General features: G+C 42.6%; 15 protein-coding genes. 3 read left to right on the top strand and 12 right to left on the bottom strand.

The annotated features are described in order from the left end of the window. Positions 1-13: 13 nt before the first annotated feature. Positions 14-709, bottom strand: a complete 696-nt coding sequence (locus IQ230_RS00605; RefSeq protein ID WP_193929826.1) for a potassium channel family protein — start codon at positions 707-709, stop codon at positions 14-16. Between the two features lie 116 nt (positions 710-825). After that, complete coding sequence (locus IQ230_RS00600) at positions 826-2,160, bottom strand: TrkH family potassium uptake protein (RefSeq protein ID WP_193929824.1); 1,335 nt, start codon at positions 2,158-2,160, stop codon at positions 826-828. A gap of 116 nt (positions 2,161-2,276) precedes the next feature. On the opposite strand from IQ230_RS00600, the gene IQ230_RS00595 reads away from it, so the two are divergent. After that, positions 2,277-3,125 (top strand): methyltransferase domain-containing protein, encoded by an 849-nt coding sequence (locus IQ230_RS00595; RefSeq protein WP_193929819.1) that lies wholly within the window; start codon positions 2,277-2,279, stop codon positions 3,123-3,125. Positions 3,126-3,138: 13 nt separating this feature from the next. Next, positions 3,139-4,065 carry a homogentisate phytyltransferase gene (locus IQ230_RS00590; protein WP_193929817.1) on the top strand — a complete coding sequence of 309 codons (927 nt, stop codon included), beginning with the start codon at positions 3,139-3,141 and terminating at the stop codon, positions 4,063-4,065. Between the two features lie 273 nt (positions 4,066-4,338). On the opposite strand, the gene IQ230_RS00585 is transcribed toward IQ230_RS00590, so the two are convergent. Further along, positions 4,339-5,736 carry an LCP family protein gene (locus tag IQ230_RS00585; RefSeq protein WP_193929815.1) on the bottom strand — a complete coding sequence of 466 codons (1,398 nt, stop codon included), beginning with the start codon at positions 5,734-5,736 and terminating at the stop codon, positions 4,339-4,341. A 280-nt stretch (positions 5,737-6,016) separates the two neighbouring features. Between IQ230_RS00585 and IQ230_RS00580 the strand changes: the two genes are divergently transcribed. After that, positions 6,017-6,901: a tetratricopeptide repeat protein gene (locus IQ230_RS00580; protein WP_193929813.1), complete on the top strand. Its 885-nt coding sequence runs from the start codon at positions 6,017-6,019 to the stop codon at positions 6,899-6,901. Between the two features lie 68 nt (positions 6,902-6,969). On the opposite strand, the gene IQ230_RS00575 is transcribed toward IQ230_RS00580, so the two are convergent. The 9 genes from IQ230_RS00575 to ppsA all read right to left on the bottom strand — a co-directional run bounded on the left by IQ230_RS00575 (position 6,970) and on the right by ppsA (position 16,643). Next, positions 6,970-7,311: a GNAT family N-acetyltransferase gene (locus tag IQ230_RS00575; protein WP_193929944.1), complete on the bottom strand. Its 342-nt coding sequence runs from the start codon at positions 7,309-7,311 to the stop codon at positions 6,970-6,972. Positions 7,312-7,358: 47 nt separating this feature from the next. After that, entirely contained in the window at positions 7,359-7,973 is a 615-nt protein-coding gene (locus IQ230_RS00570; protein WP_228054458.1) for a DUF924 family protein, read from the bottom strand. 90 nt (positions 7,974-8,063) lie between these two features. Beyond that, positions 8,064-9,281 (bottom strand): threonine--tRNA ligase, encoded by a 1,218-nt coding sequence (gene thrS, locus IQ230_RS00565; RefSeq protein WP_193929811.1) that lies wholly within the window; start codon positions 9,279-9,281, stop codon positions 8,064-8,066. 503 nt (positions 9,282-9,784) lie between these two features. Then, positions 9,785-10,480 carry a hypothetical protein gene (locus IQ230_RS00560; RefSeq protein ID WP_193929808.1) on the bottom strand — a complete coding sequence of 232 codons (696 nt, stop codon included), beginning with the start codon at positions 10,478-10,480 and terminating at the stop codon, positions 9,785-9,787. A 211-nt stretch (positions 10,481-10,691) separates the two neighbouring features. Continuing rightward, a complete protein-coding gene (locus IQ230_RS00555) occupies positions 10,692-11,078 on the bottom strand; it encodes a hypothetical protein (protein WP_099700573.1) in 387 nt (128 codons plus the stop codon). Further along, positions 11,075-11,968 carry a TIGR02587 family membrane protein gene (locus IQ230_RS00550; protein WP_193929806.1) on the bottom strand — a complete coding sequence of 298 codons (894 nt, stop codon included), beginning with the start codon at positions 11,966-11,968 and terminating at the stop codon, positions 11,075-11,077. The genes IQ230_RS00555 and IQ230_RS00550 overlap by 4 nt, the downstream gene beginning before the upstream one ends. Positions 11,969-12,139: 171 nt before the next feature. After that, positions 12,140-13,273: a cob(I)yrinic acid a,c-diamide adenosyltransferase gene (locus IQ230_RS00545; RefSeq protein WP_193929804.1), complete on the bottom strand. Its 1,134-nt coding sequence runs from the start codon at positions 13,271-13,273 to the stop codon at positions 12,140-12,142. 128 nt (positions 13,274-13,401) lie between these two features. Further along, a complete protein-coding gene (locus IQ230_RS00540) occupies positions 13,402-14,145 on the bottom strand; it encodes a 4'-phosphopantetheinyl transferase family protein (RefSeq protein WP_193929802.1) in 744 nt (247 codons plus the stop codon). 38 nt (positions 14,146-14,183) lie between these two features. Continuing rightward, positions 14,184-16,643: a phosphoenolpyruvate synthase gene (ppsA, locus tag IQ230_RS00535; RefSeq protein ID WP_193929800.1), complete on the bottom strand. Its 2,460-nt coding sequence runs from the start codon at positions 16,641-16,643 to the stop codon at positions 14,184-14,186. Between the last annotated feature and the right edge of the window lie 109 nt (positions 16,644-16,752).

The following is a 16,752-nucleotide window of genomic DNA, read 5'->3' as shown; positions in this document are numbered from 1 at the left end:
TTGCGTGCCGCTATTATATGGGTAATCGATTGATATCTCGATTTGAGCCAATCACAACCATTGCGCATCCTTTTTCTAGGCGATCGTTCGGTTGAGGATTGATGACAAACTTACCATTGTGACTGACGGCGATCAAATTCAAGCCAAAGCGACTGCGGAGTTTTAAATCAGCAATTGTTTTGCCATGAAATTCATCAGGGACGATAATTTCTACAATACTGTTATCTGGGTCGAGGTCAAAGCGATCTAAAATTGCTGGTTTTGTTAGCGATCGCGCTAATGCACATCCTGCTTCATACTCTGGAAAGACAACGTGATCTGCTCCCACACGCTGCAATAACTTATAGTGAACTTCAGAAGAAGCTTTAGCTACGACGTGAGGAACCCCACCTTCTTTAACATTAAGTGTCGTCACTATACTCTCTTCAAGATAGTTACCAATCGCAATAATTACAGTATCAAACTCAAAAACTCCTGCTTCTCTTAGTGCTGTAGGCTGAGTTGAATCGAGTTGAACTGCATGAGCAGCAATTTGATCTGTCAAAACCTGGGCAACTCTTTTTTCGTCAATATCTGTTGCCAACACATCGTAACCTAGATGATATAGTGTCGAACACACCGCTCTGCCAAATCGTCCTAGCCCAATAACTGCAAACTGATGATTACCTTGGCGTAGACTGCGGAAAAAACCTAAAGAAGATAGATTCACGCTTGATCCCTTAAATGAGAAAATCTTGTTTGATTAAAACTCTGTACAAAATGCTTGATTTCTACCCTAGCAGTGTATGGTTCACATTCGTAACTAACTAGACATTTTCTCTACAACTATCCTACCAAGAGGTTTTCTTCGGGGTAGCGGATGGCGCGAGGACGGGGATCTCCGAGTAAAGCAGCCATTAGTAATAAAATTCCGACTCGTCCGACAAACATTGTGACGATCAAAATTAGCTTACCAGATGCAGAAACACTAGCAGTGATTCCTGTTGAAAGTCCAACTGTCGCAAAGGCAGAAACAACTTCAAAAAAAATTTTGATAAAGTTTACTGATGGATCTGTCACAGACATTAAAATTGTTGCCAAAATCACTGTTACTGTTGAGCCAACGACAACACCAATAGCTTTTAATATTAACGATATAGGAACTTGTCGCTGATACATTTCTACATCTTCTTTACCTTGTAAAATTGCTTTAGTGCAATTTGCGAGTACTCTAGCTGTTGTTGTTTTAATGCCACCACCAGTGCCACCAGGACTTGCGCCTATAAACATTAAAGCAATTGTTAAAAAGAGTCCTGCTGTTGTCATTTGACCGATATCAATAGAATTAAAACCTGCAGTTCGTGTTGTCACTGATTGAAACCAAGCTAAAACTAATTGATTGCCAAAGTTCACTGTGCCAAAAGTCTCAGGATTTCTTAGTTCAATAAATAAAAAAGCAATTGTTCCAATAACCAATAATGCTAAAGTTGTGCTTGTAGCCACTTTAAAGTTTAATGAAAAAACGGTGCGATATGGTTTTTTTAGGAGGCGATCGCGCATCCATAAATACATTTCAAAAATGACTGGGTAGCCAATACCACCAAGAATAATTAAGGCAGAAACAGGAATTACTAGAGGTAAATAAAACTGGTATCTGATATAACTATCAGGAAACAAACTGAAACCTGCATTATTCCAAGAATTAATACTATGAAAAACTGCTAACCATAAACCTTGATTAAATCCATAATCAGCATTAAATATTGGTAGTAGCACTAATATTCCTGTAATTTCCATAACTGCTGTCAAAGCAATAATTGAACGTAAGATTTGCGTACTACCATGAATTCCTGGTCGATCTAAAGATTGCTGAATGGCAATTTTGTCCTTCAGGCTAAATCTACGTCCTAGTAGCAGTAAAAGAAAGGTGTTGGCTGTCATGTAGCCGAGTCCGCCGATCTGCACCAACATTAGTAAAAAAAGTTGGCCCCAGAAAGAAAAATAGGTTCCGGTATCTTCCACAGCTAATCCTGTAACACATACTGCAGAAGTCGCAGTAAATAGAGCAACAATCGGATTATTCCACATCCCGCTGCTGGTAGAAAACGGCATCATCAGTAAAATAGTTCCTACGGTAATGACAGCAAGAAACCCAAAGCAAATCGAGCGAGAAACAGTCATATGAGGAAAAGACAAGTAAGAAATGGGAAAAAGCTCAACTTAATTTAAACCACACATGGTAGCCTACGAGTATCAATTGCTAGGCTAATTGGTTTTTGGCTCACTGTGGTAGGTTCATGAGTGCAACACTAAATCAAAGAATTCAACAATTTTATGACGCTTCTTCTGGACTGTGGGAACAAATTTGGGGCGAACATATGCACCACGGGTATTATGGTGCAGCAGGTAAGGATAAGAAAGAGCGCAGACAAGCCCAAATTGACTTGATTGAAGAATTACTGCAGTGGTCCCAAGTGGAACAAGCACAAAAAATTCTCGATGTAGGCTGTGGAATTGGTGGTAGTTCTTTATATTTAGCAGAAAAACTGCAAGCTCATGTTACAGGTATTACCCTTAGCCCTGTGCAAGCAGCAAGAGCAAGCGATCGCGCGGCTGCTGCCCAATTAAGTCAACAAACTCAGTTTCAAGTGGCAGATGCCTTAAATATGCCCTTTGCAGACGCAAGTTTTGACTTTGTCTGGTCACTCGAAAGTGGCGAACATATGCCTGATAAGGCAAAGTTTATGCAGGAATGCTATCGAGTTCTTAAACCTGGTGGTACGTTGTTGATGGTCACTTGGTGTCATCGTCCTACTGGTGGTAGTGCAGGAGAACTGACTGCTGATGAACGGAAACATCTAGCAGAAATTTACCGAGTTTATTGTTTACCTTATGTCATTTCGCTACCAGAATACGCAGCGATCGCCCGCAATCTTGGCTTACAAGATCTACGCACTGCTGATTGGTCAACGGCTGTTGCACCATTTTGGAATGTTGTGATTGATTCAGCACTTAATCCTGGTGCGCTTTTGGGGTTGCTGTTTTCGGGTTGGGATACGATTCAAGCAGCTTTGTCTTTGGGGTTGATGAGTCGCGGTTATGAACGCGGGTTAATTCGGTTTGGTTTATTGTGTGGCAGGAAGTAGGACAGAGGAGTTGATGAGTCAAGTTTTTGAGCGATTGCAGCAGTTGGGGTGGCGTGGCTGGTTACATGCTTTGTGGAAGTTTGCGCGTCCGCACACAATTATTGGCACAAGTTTAAGTGTGTGGGGAGTGTATGTGCTGACTTATGCGATCGCCCGAACCAATATATCTTTACTTTCTCCTTTGGGTGCTTGGATTGCTTGTTTGTGTGGCAATGTCTACATTGTGGGGCTAAATCAACTAGAAGATGTCGCAATTGACAAAATCAACAAACCCCATTTACCGATCGCATCTGGTGAGTTTTCGCAACGTACGGGGCAAACCATTGTTGCAGTGACAGGTTTGCTAGCGTTACTCTTGGCGTGGATGTTGGGATCATATTTGTTAGGAATGGTGGCAATTAGCTTAGCAATTGGTACTGTTTATTCTTTACCACCAATTCGGTTGAAGCGGTTTCCCTTCTGGGCAGCGCTGTGCATCTTCTCAGTCCGCGGCGCCATCGTAAATTTGGGACTATTTTTGCACTTTAGTTGGGTATTGCAGATTGAACGCTCGATTCCTGCCGTTGTATGGGTACTAACAGCGTTTATTTTGGTGTTTACGTTTGCGATCGCTATTTTTAAGGATATTCCAGATATCGAAGGCGATCGCCAATATCAAATTACAACATTGACGATCAAGTTAGGACAGAAGACTGTCTTTGATCTTGCACGTTGGGTACTAACAATTTGCTATTTAGGAATGCTTTTTGCTGCATGGCTGCCTCAAGTTAATGTTGTATTTTTAATCAGTACTCATTTGCTATTATTAGGGCTGATGTGGTGGCGAAGTTGGCAGGTCGATTTACAAGACAAAAGCGCGATCGCAAACTTCTATCAGTTTATTTGGAAGCTCTTTTTTCTAGAATATCTGATTTTTCCTGCTGCCTGTTTGTTAGCCTAAAGTAAAGACGGAGAGATTTGAGAGACTGGGGGATATGAGTTTTGAGTTTTGAATTTTGAATTATAAAGAATTTTCTTACAGCAATCCTAGATAATTCATAAGAATTCCTCTGTTTCTCTTCTCTTTGTGACTTATCCTAACACCTGCGGCTAACAGCAACTCTTACAGGCAATGTGTTCTTAATAGTTCGTTTCCAAAAAAATCTTACAACTTAAGTAGGATCGCTATAACTCAAAACTCAAAACTCATAACTAGCTACTAGCCCCGTTTTAGTTACTGCTGCTGTGTCCAATCTTGACCGATACGAATCGTCAGATGTGAATCGAGATCGCCAGTTGCAGTAGGTTCTACAATCCCTAAACCCAAAATCTGTTGCAGATCGGTTGCGGCTGTTAAATTACCTTGTTGAGCAACGATTTCTGTTTGACGCTGCGAGTCAAGCCAATCAGAAACAGTGTAGACTCGTTCAAAACCACGCTCTTGTAAATACTTGGTGACGCGATCGCTTAAAATAGGGTCGCCAGAAGCGTTTTGTACTGCAATTTTGAGAGAGGTCAGCGATCGCCTGCGGGATGCTTGCATTCCCCCAAGAGGTCTAACATCAAAATACTCGCTCATGACTTGGTTAATACCAATACCATCCAACCAGTAGCTACTCGGATCTAAACTAAGAGGACTGAGACTACCTGGAGCTAGTATCATTTGAAAATTTTGTGGTTCTACTGTAATGCCAAAGTTTACGATTGCGAGCATTTCAATTAAGCTCAAGTTACTATCTATATGACTTTGCATTGACCGAGCTAGTTTAGGCAATATTGGTAATACAGTTGGGCTGGTTAGGCGATCGCGAATTGCCTTGAGTAACATCTGCTGTCGCTGCGATCGTTCTAAATCACCAACGTTTGAATTACGAAATCGCGCAAATTGTTGTGCTTGATCGCCATCTAACGTTTGCCATCCTGCGGCTAAGTTAATTTCTAACTTTTGAGTTGCATCTACATATGACATTTGTTGAGGGACAAAAACCTCGACACCACCTAACGTATTGATGAGTTCTTGAAAAGCATTTGTGGTAATCCGAACGTAGCGATCAATCGGAACATTATTCAAAGTACGGCTAACGACTCTTGCAGCTAAAGCAGGACCACCGTTAGCATTGGCTAGAGATATTTTTTCTAACCCCATTTCAGGAATGACAACCTGGCTATCTTTGGGGATAGAAAGCACTTTCATAGATTGGTTTGTAGGGTCTAAGCGCACAAGCAGCATTGTATCGCTAGAACCAGCAAAAACTCCTGATGCATGGTTGGTTGTATTTTTTGGAGGATCAATCCCCATCACTAAAATATTAACTGGACGTGATATTTGATATTGGGAAGCATCAGCCCAAAAGTCTACAGGCGATCGCCTTTTAATAAATCCTTTTCCAGTGAATTGTCTTTCTTGATTAAAAGTATTGCTATTCGGCCATATTGGCGCAAACAATGCCACACTTGCCCCAAAAGCCATAGACATCGAAATGATGCCACCCCAAAATAATAAAGGGTTGCGCTTGCGCATTAACCATAGCATCAGCAGTAAATGCTGTTTAGCTTCTTTCGCTTGCCTTTTGGCTTGTACTGCCACAGGTTGAATTTTCGCCCTGATGTGCGTTTCTACTCCCTTAGCCACAGCAACTGTCCTCTCACTACCGCACTTTACACGCTATGTTAATCTAAGCTGTGAAAGACAAGTAGAGATTTTTATCACAAAAGATGAACAAAGAGCCAGTGACTAGTTTTGAATTTTAAGTTTTGTTAGCGTAGCGGTGCGTTAGCACGTTTTGAATTAGAAGAACTCTCTTAAACTCAACACTTCACGACTCTCCTTATCTCCCCTACTCCCTACATATTCCCTCCGGAATAGTTTAAGCTAACTGAAGGTTCTGTAGATTATTGTTTGAGGCTGTACTGTGCCGAATCACAAATTCTGGATAAAATTCTTGATTGTCTGTGCCTTACTGGGTGTCACAAAACCAGCATTGGGACAAGCACTGATTCCCCGCACACCGCAACTAAATTCAGCTGCTTTAGAGCAACAAGGGTTAAGTTTGGCGCAGGAAGCAGCGCAACTGGCACAATTTCAACAGTACGAACAAGCTTTACCAAGAGCGCGACTAGCAACTCAATTAGCTCCAAGAAGCTATCAGTCATGGTTTTTGTTGGGTGGTTTGTATTTGCAAACGAACAGATACGATGAAGCGATCGCCGCATTGGATCAAGCTAGGGTGTTAGATCCGAAAAATGCATCGATTATGTTTGCTTTAGGATCAGCTCATTTTCAACAAGGTAAATACCAAGCAGCCGTGGATACTTTGCAAGCTGGGTTGAAGTTAAAACCCAACGATCCAGAAGGACTGTTTGATTTAGGTAATTCCTACTATAAGCTAAGACAGTTTCCGCAAGCAATCGAGCAGTACAACAGAGCGATCGCCTCTGATAAAAAGTTCTGGCCTGCAACGAATAATATTGGTTTAATTAAATACGAACAAGGCGATATAAATGCAGCAGTAAAGTATTGGCAAGCCGCATTAAGTATTGACAAACAAGCTGCAGAACCACAACTTGCTATGGCAGTTGCACTTTATGTTAGAGGCGATCAGCAACGCGCAATCGCAATGGGAGAAGCTGCTTTACGCATCGACCAACGTTATGGTGACGTGCAGTTTTTACGCGAGCAGTTATGGGGCGATCGTCTGATTGCAGATACGCAAAAACTACTCGCTTCGCCACGCATTCAAGCTGCTTTACAGGAACCACCTTCGCAACCAGCGCAGATTCAAGTTATTCCACAGTAGAGGAGAGCAAAGGTGCAGGGAAGAATACTTTTCTTTCACTAGTGACTACTCGCTTACTCTCATGTTTGCTAATGATTTAAAATTCTCCGAATATCTTTCAACATTAAAAACAAATGAAGTTGATCAGTTGGACTACTTTCAAAATCAAATTGCTCATACCATTCCCGTGCTTCATTGTTTTTAGCATGAACTAGTAATGCACGAATACCAAGGATATCGGCAGCTGCATTAATACGTTTTAAGCAATCTTTTAATAAACCTCTGCCAATACCCTTTCCCTGTTTGTCTTTATCAACTGCTAAACGCGCCAAAAGTGCTACAGGGATCGGATATTTAGGTAGTCCTTTTACAATCCGACTTGGAGCGTCTTTATGAGCAACAGACGCTACTGTTATGCTGTAACAACCAATTACAGTACCATGTAAGGTTTTTGTTTAAGTTACTCCTAGTTATCTTCTCAAAACGACGAACCTGGTTGTTGAAGGAATTCTATCTCTTCTGGAGTGGATTCGCGACCGAGGATTTCGTTACGGTGAGGAAAGCGCCCAAAGCGCTCTATGACTGCTAGATGACGCTGAGCGTAGTCTATTGCTGAAGCACTTTCAGGATCGTCCTTTAGTGATGCGAACAATTCAACACACTGGCGTTGATGTTCAAGATTCTCGCTGTGTTCAAAGGGCAAATAGACAAACCAGCGCTGTACGTTTAATAGTTCTCGATCAAAACCTTGAGCAACTGCGTGCTGTGCTGTGCTAAGAGCAGCAGCGTCGGTAGCAAAGGCTTTGGGAGTACCGCGAAAGATATTGCGGGGAAACTGGTCTAGTAGTAAAATTAATGCTAAGCAGTTGCGGGGTGACTCTTGCCAAGAGCTTAATTGATGAGTCGCAGCTTGTTCATAGTCACTCAAAAATCGTTCGCAGATTTCTCGATCAATCTCAGGGCTTTTAGTAAACCAGAACGTGCGTTGTTTACCGTAATCAGCTGCATTCGGTTGTTCAAACCAAAACGCGAGAATTTCGTCTACTTGCGACATCAGTACTTCTCCCACAACAGCGAAAGTAAGAAGTGGCATCTCACCAAGTATCTCTCATCCATCTGCTTCACTGCAATGTTAGCGTGCGATCGCCTGTCTTTTAACTTCTGGCAATCAGGAGAAAATTTGCTACGGCATGACAAGCTCTACCAATTTATGCTCAAGTTGAGCAAGGCTGATTTCTTGTTGTTCTACAGCACCTAAACACCGCAGATTCAACGTTTTGCTCTTAGCTTCCTGCTCGCCTACAATTGCAATCACTGGAATCCTGCGTTTAGAGAGTTCTCGAATTTTCTTGCTGATTGTCTGATCTTGGTTGTCAAGTTCTACCCTAACCCCCAGTTGCTTGAGCCGAGAGAAAATCGTTTCCGCCCAGACAGAGGCTTTATTAGAAATAGAGGCAATCGCAACTTGTGTAGGAGCAGCCCAAACAGGGAGGATACCGCGATGGTGTTCTAACAAAATGCCAATCCAACGCTCTAGTGACCCTAAAATTGCCTGGTGTAGCATTATAGGACGTTCCAATTCTCCCCGTTCATTCACAAACGCTAACTCAAATATTTGAGGAAGATTGAAATCAACTTGAAATGTGCCACACTGCCACGATCGCCCCAAGTGATCTTGCAAACTGATTTCGAGTTTTGGACCATAGAATGCTCCTTCATTCGGAGCTAATTGATAACTGTACCCCAAAGATTGCACTGTCTCAATTAACAGAGATTCAGCGCGATCCCATAAGCGATCAGAGCCAAGTCGGTGCTGGGGTCTGAGGGAAATTTGTAGGGAAAACTGATTATAGCCAAAGGCAACGTAAACTTGCTGTACCATCTTGAGAAAATTACCAATTTCATGCTGCACATCAGATTCTCGGCAAAAGATATGAGCATCATCCTGGACAAACTGTCGCAGTCGCATACAGCCTGATAATGTCCCAGATTCGTTGCGATGACATATCCCAAACTCCATCAATCGCATAGGATTCTCTCGATAACTGCGCTTGTGAGATTGATAAATGGCAATATGGGCAGGACAAGACATGGGCTTCAGTGCATAGTCAGCGTCAATGATGGATTGGGCTGCATTATCTTCATCTGCTTTTTTGCTGCCAACTACAAACATCCCCTTGCCAAATTTTTCCCAATGCCCTGAACGTTCCCATAGCGATCGCTTGAGAACAATAGGCGATCGCACTTCTTCAAATTCATGGGCTTGATAAATCTGCTGCATAAAGTTTTCAATGCTGCGCAAAAGCCGCAGCCCCTGGGGGTGCCAAAACACCATTCCTGGACTATGCTCCTCAAAATGAAACAAGTCCATATCCCTTGCGAGTTCGCGGTGATCTGCCATTTTTGTTTCTCCTATTAAATCAACCATTAAGCAATAAAAAAACCTCCAAAGCTGGCTTGGAGGGATAGATAAATTGCATACACAATCAATCGTCACGTCCCTCCTGGCGTGATGGTAGTGGTGGTAGTGTTTGTGGCAAGTGGCATTATTAACAACATGGGTATTCTTTATTAATTCAAAAATATTGCCCCCCAGAGTTGGTCTGGAGGGCGAATAAAGCAGTAAGATTGATTTCAGTGCAGCGCCTTATGACCCTCCTAAATGGATAGTTGTGGTGGTAATGGTGATAAGGGCAAGCGCTATTTTCATTATGAGAAAATTTCTGTTCTGGTATATCTTCTATAGCTCAATTCTCCAGCAGATGTCAAGCACCCAGGAAAACTAAATAACACCTCTAGCAGGCAAACATACAATTAGCTACCCGCTTTTCATATGCGTCATTGGGAGTGATGTAGGTTAGGCATCCTGCCTGCCCATTCAATAAAGTTAACTAGTTTCTCTGATTAGTAGGTAGACAATGGCAGATTTGAGTTAAGTGTTAGATTAAGATCTGTCGTAGGATTGATGACAAGAACTTCAGCGCGTCTGCGTCCTAGTAAAACTCCTCCTAATGCTCCTAATCCAGCACCACCGAGGACTTCTTCAGTTGCGATCGCGCGATCGCCTGTAATTGCTGCGACTGCTGCTGCTGCTGCTGCGCCAATAGCTGCACCTTTTAAGATCGAATTCGTGTTGGAACCTCTGGTGATTTCTTGAGTTTGGCTAAACACTCTTGAAGAAGCATTGATACTCTGCCGTCGGTTATTTGGCAATACAAGTTCTCTTGCCACAAACTGCGAACCACCATAAACAGGTTGGATCTGTCCGACAATTTGACTTCCAACGGGAACTAATACAGTATTGCTACGGTTAATGATGTTTGTTGCTACTGTCAGGGTTAGGGACATCGTTTCGTTGGGAGTGACAACGATTCGTTCAGCTTCATCGTACCGCGCTGGAATTGTAGTGCCTGCCGGAATTGTGACTTGTGTAGTAGAAGGATAATTTGGTGAAGGATAGGTTCTGGAAGGATAAGGTTGTTGTGGAAAGAGTTGCGCAGCTGCAGGAGTTGATAACATTAAAGGAGTGATGGTACTCGTTGTTACGGCAAGTGCCATAAACGCAGCTGTTCCAGAATGCCAAGAATTAACACGATTCATATTAAACGTTCTCCTTTAAGAACGAAATCACTATTTCGCATACTTAAAATTGCCATCATTCCTGAGAACAATTGCAGGAGAGTGCTTCTCAGTATGATTTGATGCAATCGAGTAGCGCATTAGTATCAAACACTGTTATCTATCCAGACTTCAAAGCAAAAAATAAGGTTCCGAGTTCAACGCTAGAAGCCAACAAGAACCTACTTCTCTCTCAAGGTTTTTCAAAACCCATGACTCGTGCTGACATCTGATCTACCGTACGCGGGTCGGTTTTAAATGTTACCCAACCTTCACGAGTAGATTGTCTTGGTAAAAAGGCAATTTCAAATTCAGCTGTTTCTTGTTCAGTTCCATCACTTTCTAGGACAACTTCAATCAGAACTCCCTCAGCCGTCTCGTCACCTTGATTAGTCACTGATACTGGTACAACGAAGTAATTTTGTTGCGGCTGTGGTTGCCCAAGTTGAAATTCAAAGCTTGGAGGTGAGTTTGCTGTATTTGTCCCATCGTAGACTAGATATCCTAATGTACCAACCACTAAGACAAGACTAATTGCAAACACAATCCACTCTAACCAGTTTTTTTCTAGTTGTTTCATTGCAGTAGAAGTCTTCCCGCTGAAGCACCTAGTGTTGCGGCAAGCCCTAAAACAACGGTTTGTGCCAAGCAAGTAATCAATGACATGTTATCAAAGCGCCCAAAAAACCACAAAATTGCAGCGGAAGCAACTAAAGCGATCGCATAAGTAACAACTGTGCCATAAATTACGTTGACGATGCCGCGTTTTTTAGAGAATCGCTGTGTGCCAGTGAAGTTACTATAAAACAGAATCATTGCCCCTAAGAGCATTGAGACAAAGGCAAAACCTACAAGCCGCCATGAATTACTTTCTACTGCGATCTGAATAATTTCTTCGGTAGGGGCAACATTAGCAGCGAATAACACTGCACCACATAAAGCAATTGTTAACTGTCCGCCGAAGTCACCATTGCTTTTTGTCAAAAAAGGTGTGGGGTCGGGATCGTCTAACGATGAATTGCTTTTCATTCCACTATCTGTTTGCTGTTTGCCTTCACCTCCACCTAGCTGCGCCGTACCAACAGATACACCAATTGCAACTGTCATGGCTTCGATGATAATTTTGCCAGCGATTTCATTAAGAGTCATTTCTGCCGTGATTCGCCCCAAAAGCCAGAGAAATATCGCAGCAATGATTAATCCTAGCCCCATTTCTTCAACCGAATCAATAGCAACTTCTAATGGACTGGCTGAACGACGTAAACCGCCGTAACGGTTGTAACCAAGCAATAAGCTAAAAGTGGCAAGAACATATATCAGTAAGCGCAAAGGATGGGTAATAAATCCAGCCCACCAAACTTCCATTGTGTAAAGCAAGGGTAAGCTAAATAGTAACCCTCCGGCAATTCCCCGCAGGTATTCTTGGAGCGATCGCACAAGCGATCGTTGCTGCTGACTTTGATCGTTCATCGCGCTGACAGGCAAGATGCCTGTACAAAAATCACACTACTTCTTTTTTGTCAAGATGTCAGTGAACATCATTAAGTAGCCGCCGATGAGAATGACGACTGCTAACCCGCCTGCCACGAGATCGAGAACTTGAGTATTTTCCATTATTGCACCTCGATGTATTCTATATTACTAAAAATCTACGCCTTGCTTTAATTCAACTCCTTGGTTTGCGTAGTGTTTGTGGCAGAATACTTCAGAATGAATGCTAGCTAAATCAAAATAGGCTGGTGGATTGTGGCAGCGCCCTGTAATGATAACTTCAGTGTCGCGGGGTTTGCGCAATAGCGCTTGGACAATCGGTTCTATGGGTAATAGCTCTAAATCGACTGTAGGATTGAGTTCATCGAGGATGATAGTTTTGTACAAACCAGAAGCGATCGCTGTGCGGGCAATTTCCCAACCGCGTTCTGCTTCTACATAGTCTAATTCTTGCTGTTGAGTGCGCCAAACAATGGCATCGCGCCCGCAACGTTGATGATCGACTAATGCGGGGTATGACTGTTGTAAAGCTGCGATCGCGGCGTCTTCGGTATAACCACTGCCACCTTTAAGCCATTGCATAATCAAAACGCGGTGTGATTTGTCTTGACTAATTCCTCTCCCAATCGCTTGTAAGGCTTTACCCAACGCACTGGTCGATTTACCTTTACCGGCACCTGTGTAGATTTCAATTCCAGAAATTCCTTTTTCGGCGGCTGTCGCATGGTGGTGAGGTTTCATTTCCGAGTGTAAATCGGCTATATCTAGCAGTTGTTGTGGCGCACCTCTTCCTGTCGCAATAATTTCGACTTCCTCTGGCTTTGATTTGAGTGTTTGAACAACTTCTTCAACGGGAAGTAATCCTAAATCCAACACAGGATTCAGTTCATCTAACACGACAACTGAATATAAGCCAGAAGCGATCGCGCCTTTAGCAACATCCCAACCGCGCCGTGCTTCTTGACGATCAAAACGAGTCACTTCGTCAGCACTAAAAAACTCTGCTCTTCCAGTGCGTACCTGATCAATTAAATGCGGAAAACCTTGTTGTAGTGCTTCAATCGCGCCATCCTCATCATAAGCACGTCCTGGTCCTTTAAGAAACCGCAGTAACAAAACGCGGGTAGCGCTACGAGTATTAATTCCCAATCCAATGGAGCGTAAAACGACGCCTAAAGCTGCTTGAGACTTACCTTTTCCGGCACCATCGTAAACGTGAATTTGTCCGACAACTCGGTGAGAACGTAGTTGCGCTGTGCGAATACCAATGCCGTTCCTTGTCATTGCTTTTTTAAAATGTTGATGCAGATTTAGATTCTAACGGACGTGTTAGTTCATTGCTAGCAAAATTTAGACACGAGAGTAAAGACATATAGATGATTACGAATCCGTAGGCTTAAGCCTACAGCAAACTAAAAATTATACTTATACTGCTTAATACACCAGTTCTTTCTAGGTAATGCGATCGCCCCTACATATCCAGCATCAGGAATAATTTCTTGCAGTGTCCAACGCTGGGCTTCAGATTCATCCCATGAAGTGTATAGTAACTTCGCGGGTTCTTCTGGAAGCAAGGAAACATCAAATTTGTCTAATGGCAGTGATAACCCTTTTCCTGTTGCTTTAATAAAGGCTTCTTTGCGCGTCCAACAGGTGAAAAAAGCAGTTGTTTGTAAATGTGAAGGAAGCGATCGCAGCACAGCTACTTCAGTTGGTGAAAAGAATCTCCCTGCAATTTCCTGACAGGGAAAATCACTGCGGATGTATTCTAGATCGACTCCGACATCACAGTTTTGGGTAACTGCAATTAAAGCAAGTTCCTGCGAGTGCGATAAATTAAAGTGTAGAGGTTCTGCATCTGCGACAACAAGACTCGGTTTACCGTAGGAGTTGTAGCTAAAGTTGATTTCGCTGGGGTGAATCTGGAGGTAGCTAGCGAGAATTTGTCGGAGCACCCCACGACTAACGATAAAGCGATCGCCATGTAATTGTAAATAAAAACGTTCTGCTCGCTGCTTTTCTGTAGCGCACAAAGTAGCAAAAAGACTGTGGACAATTGTTGCATCAATATCTAAAGTCACCCGCCACACATGAACTTCGTTACTAAGTAAAGAGAAGTTCGACGGTGGATTTGCCCACTCAACACCAGCATTCATCTATGCAGTACCAATTTGAAAAATAGTTCAACACATAATTATCCAATCTCTCTATCTCTACGTCTCTTTTGATCTTCTGCTTTCTCTGCTGCTGCTATTATCAGCGTTGTTTTTAATACAGAGTCAGGATTTAGACTAATTGTATCGATTCCTTGTTCGACTAAAAACTGGGCAAATTCAGGATAATCGCTGGGTGCTTGTCCGCAAATACCAATTTTGCGATTGTGTTTTTTTGCAGCAGCGATCGCCATCTTTACTATCCGTTTGACTCCTTCACTGCGTTCGTCAAATAATCGTGCGACAAGTGCAGAATCGCGATCAATTCCTAGTGTTAGCTGAGTCAAGTCATTAGAACCAATCGAGAATCCATCAAAAACTTCGGCAAATTCCTCTGCCATGATCGCATTGTTGGGTAATTCGCACATCACATAAACTTGCAAGTCTTCACTTTGTTGCAAACCATGTTTTGCCATTTCTGCTAACACCATCCGCCCCTCATCAGGAGTGCGACAAAAAGGAATCATCGGAATCACATTTGTTAAACCCATTTCCTCTCGTACGCGAAGAATTGCTTGACACTCTAATGCGAAACCATCGCGGTAGCCTTCATCGTAATATCGCGCTGCACCTCGCCACCCTAACATCGGGTTTTCTTCGTCGGGTTCAAATTGTTTGCCACCTAGAAGATTTGCGTATTCGTTACTCTTAAAATCTGACATCCTTACAATGACAGGCTTAGGATAAAAAGCTGCAGCAATTCTTCCTACACCTTGTGCTAATTTATCAACAAAGTATTGTGGTTTATTGTCGTAAAGTGCAGTTAATTCTGCTATTTTTATTTTAACAAAATTGTCTAACTTGTCGTAGTTTAATAAGGCTAATGGATGGACTTGAATATGGTTAGCAATAATAAATTCAAAGCGGGCTAAGCCTACTCCATCATTGGGAATTGCAGCTAGGCGAAAGGCTTCTTGTGGATTGCCAACATTCATTAAAATTTGCGTACGAGTACGAGGTAAATCTAGAGTAATTTCTTTAACTTCAAATGGCAATAAACCTGCATAAACTTTTCCTTCTTCACCTTCTGCACAAGAAATTGTCACATCTTGATTAGTATGCAAAGTAGATGTTGCATGACCACATCCTACAATTGCTGGAATCCCTAATTCTCTTGCGATAATTGCAGCATGGCAAGTGCGCCCGCCTTGATTTGTGATCATTGCACTTGCTTTTTTCATAATTGGTTCCCAGTCAGGATCGGTACGATCGGTAACTAAGACTTCTCCTGGTAGGAATTGATCAATTTTACTTGCATCGGTAATTACGTGGGCTTTTCCTTGGGCGATCGCACTTCCCACGGCTCGTCCAATAATTAATGGCTGTGTCTTAACTTGAGTGGTAAACTCGTAACTACGCAGCACATTAGTACTTTTTTGCGACTGTACAGTTTCAGGACGCGCTTGGACAATAAATAACTCCTGAGTCATTCCATCTTTTGCCCATTCAATATCCATTGGTGTGTGTTTGCCGTGGACTTGCGAATAATGATCTTCAATTAAACACGCCCATCGTGCAAGTTGTAAGATTTCTTCGTCATTTAGGGCAAATTGATTTTTTTCCTCAGGCGATACTTTAATATTTTTAGTGAGTTTAGAACCATCATCATACACCATCTTTAATTCTTTGCTTCCCAATCTTTTGTCTAAAATTGGGCGAAATCCAGTTTTTAAAGTTGGTTTAAAAACATAGTATTCATCAGGATTTACCGCACCTTGAACAACATTTTCTCCTAAGCCATAGGCTGCTGTAATTAGTGCTGCATTTTGAAAACCTGTTTCGGTTTCAATGGAAAACATCACACCAGAAGTTGCTAAATCGGAACGCACCATCTTCTGGACGCCGACAGAAAGTGCTACATCAACGCGGTCGAATCCTTTAATTTGCCGATAGGAAATCGCGCGATCAGTAAATAAGGACGCAAAGCAACGATGGCAGGCTTCTAGTACTCTGTGAATGCCGCTGATATTAAGGTATGTTTCTTGTTGTCCAGCAAAACTCGCATCGGGTAAATCTTCAGCAGTCGCACTCGAACGAACCGCAACGTCAGTATCTGTACCGTAGCGGAGGCACATTTCTTGATAAGCTTGACTTATTGCTTGCTGCAAGTCTTGAGGGAACGGTGTATTTAAAATCAGCGATCGCGCTCGTTTCCCCACTTGGCGTAAATTATTAATATCAGCAACATCAAGATCGCAAAACAGCGATCGTAGTTCTTCTTCTAACCCCGCTGCTTGAATGAAGTAGCGATACGCCTGGGCTGTTGTCGCAAAACCATTAGGAACATTAACACCTTGCGATGTGTTATGTTGAATCATCTCTCCCAAGGAGGCATTTTTACCACCTACTAAAGGGATATCCGCGATGCCAACCTGATCAAACCAGAGAATGAGCGATCGCGCTTGCGAAGACGAAAGATGTTCTTTAGCGGCTTTTACCATAGCTCTTTTCTACTAATGATACCTACCAATCTAAAAAAAGTACGAGAAGCAGAGGGGTAGAGGGTAGTAGGGTAGGCGGGTAGGATTAACAATTAGAATCCACTCTCTT

It is taken from the genome of Gloeocapsopsis crepidinum LEGE 06123 (genome assembly GCF_015207655.1).
Classification (GTDB): domain Bacteria; phylum Cyanobacteriota; class Cyanobacteriia; order Cyanobacteriales; family Chroococcidiopsidaceae; genus Gloeocapsopsis; species Gloeocapsopsis crepidinum.
The sequence above is the reverse complement of the archived record's forward strand: the minus strand, read 5'-3'. Positions and strand labels throughout refer to the sequence as shown.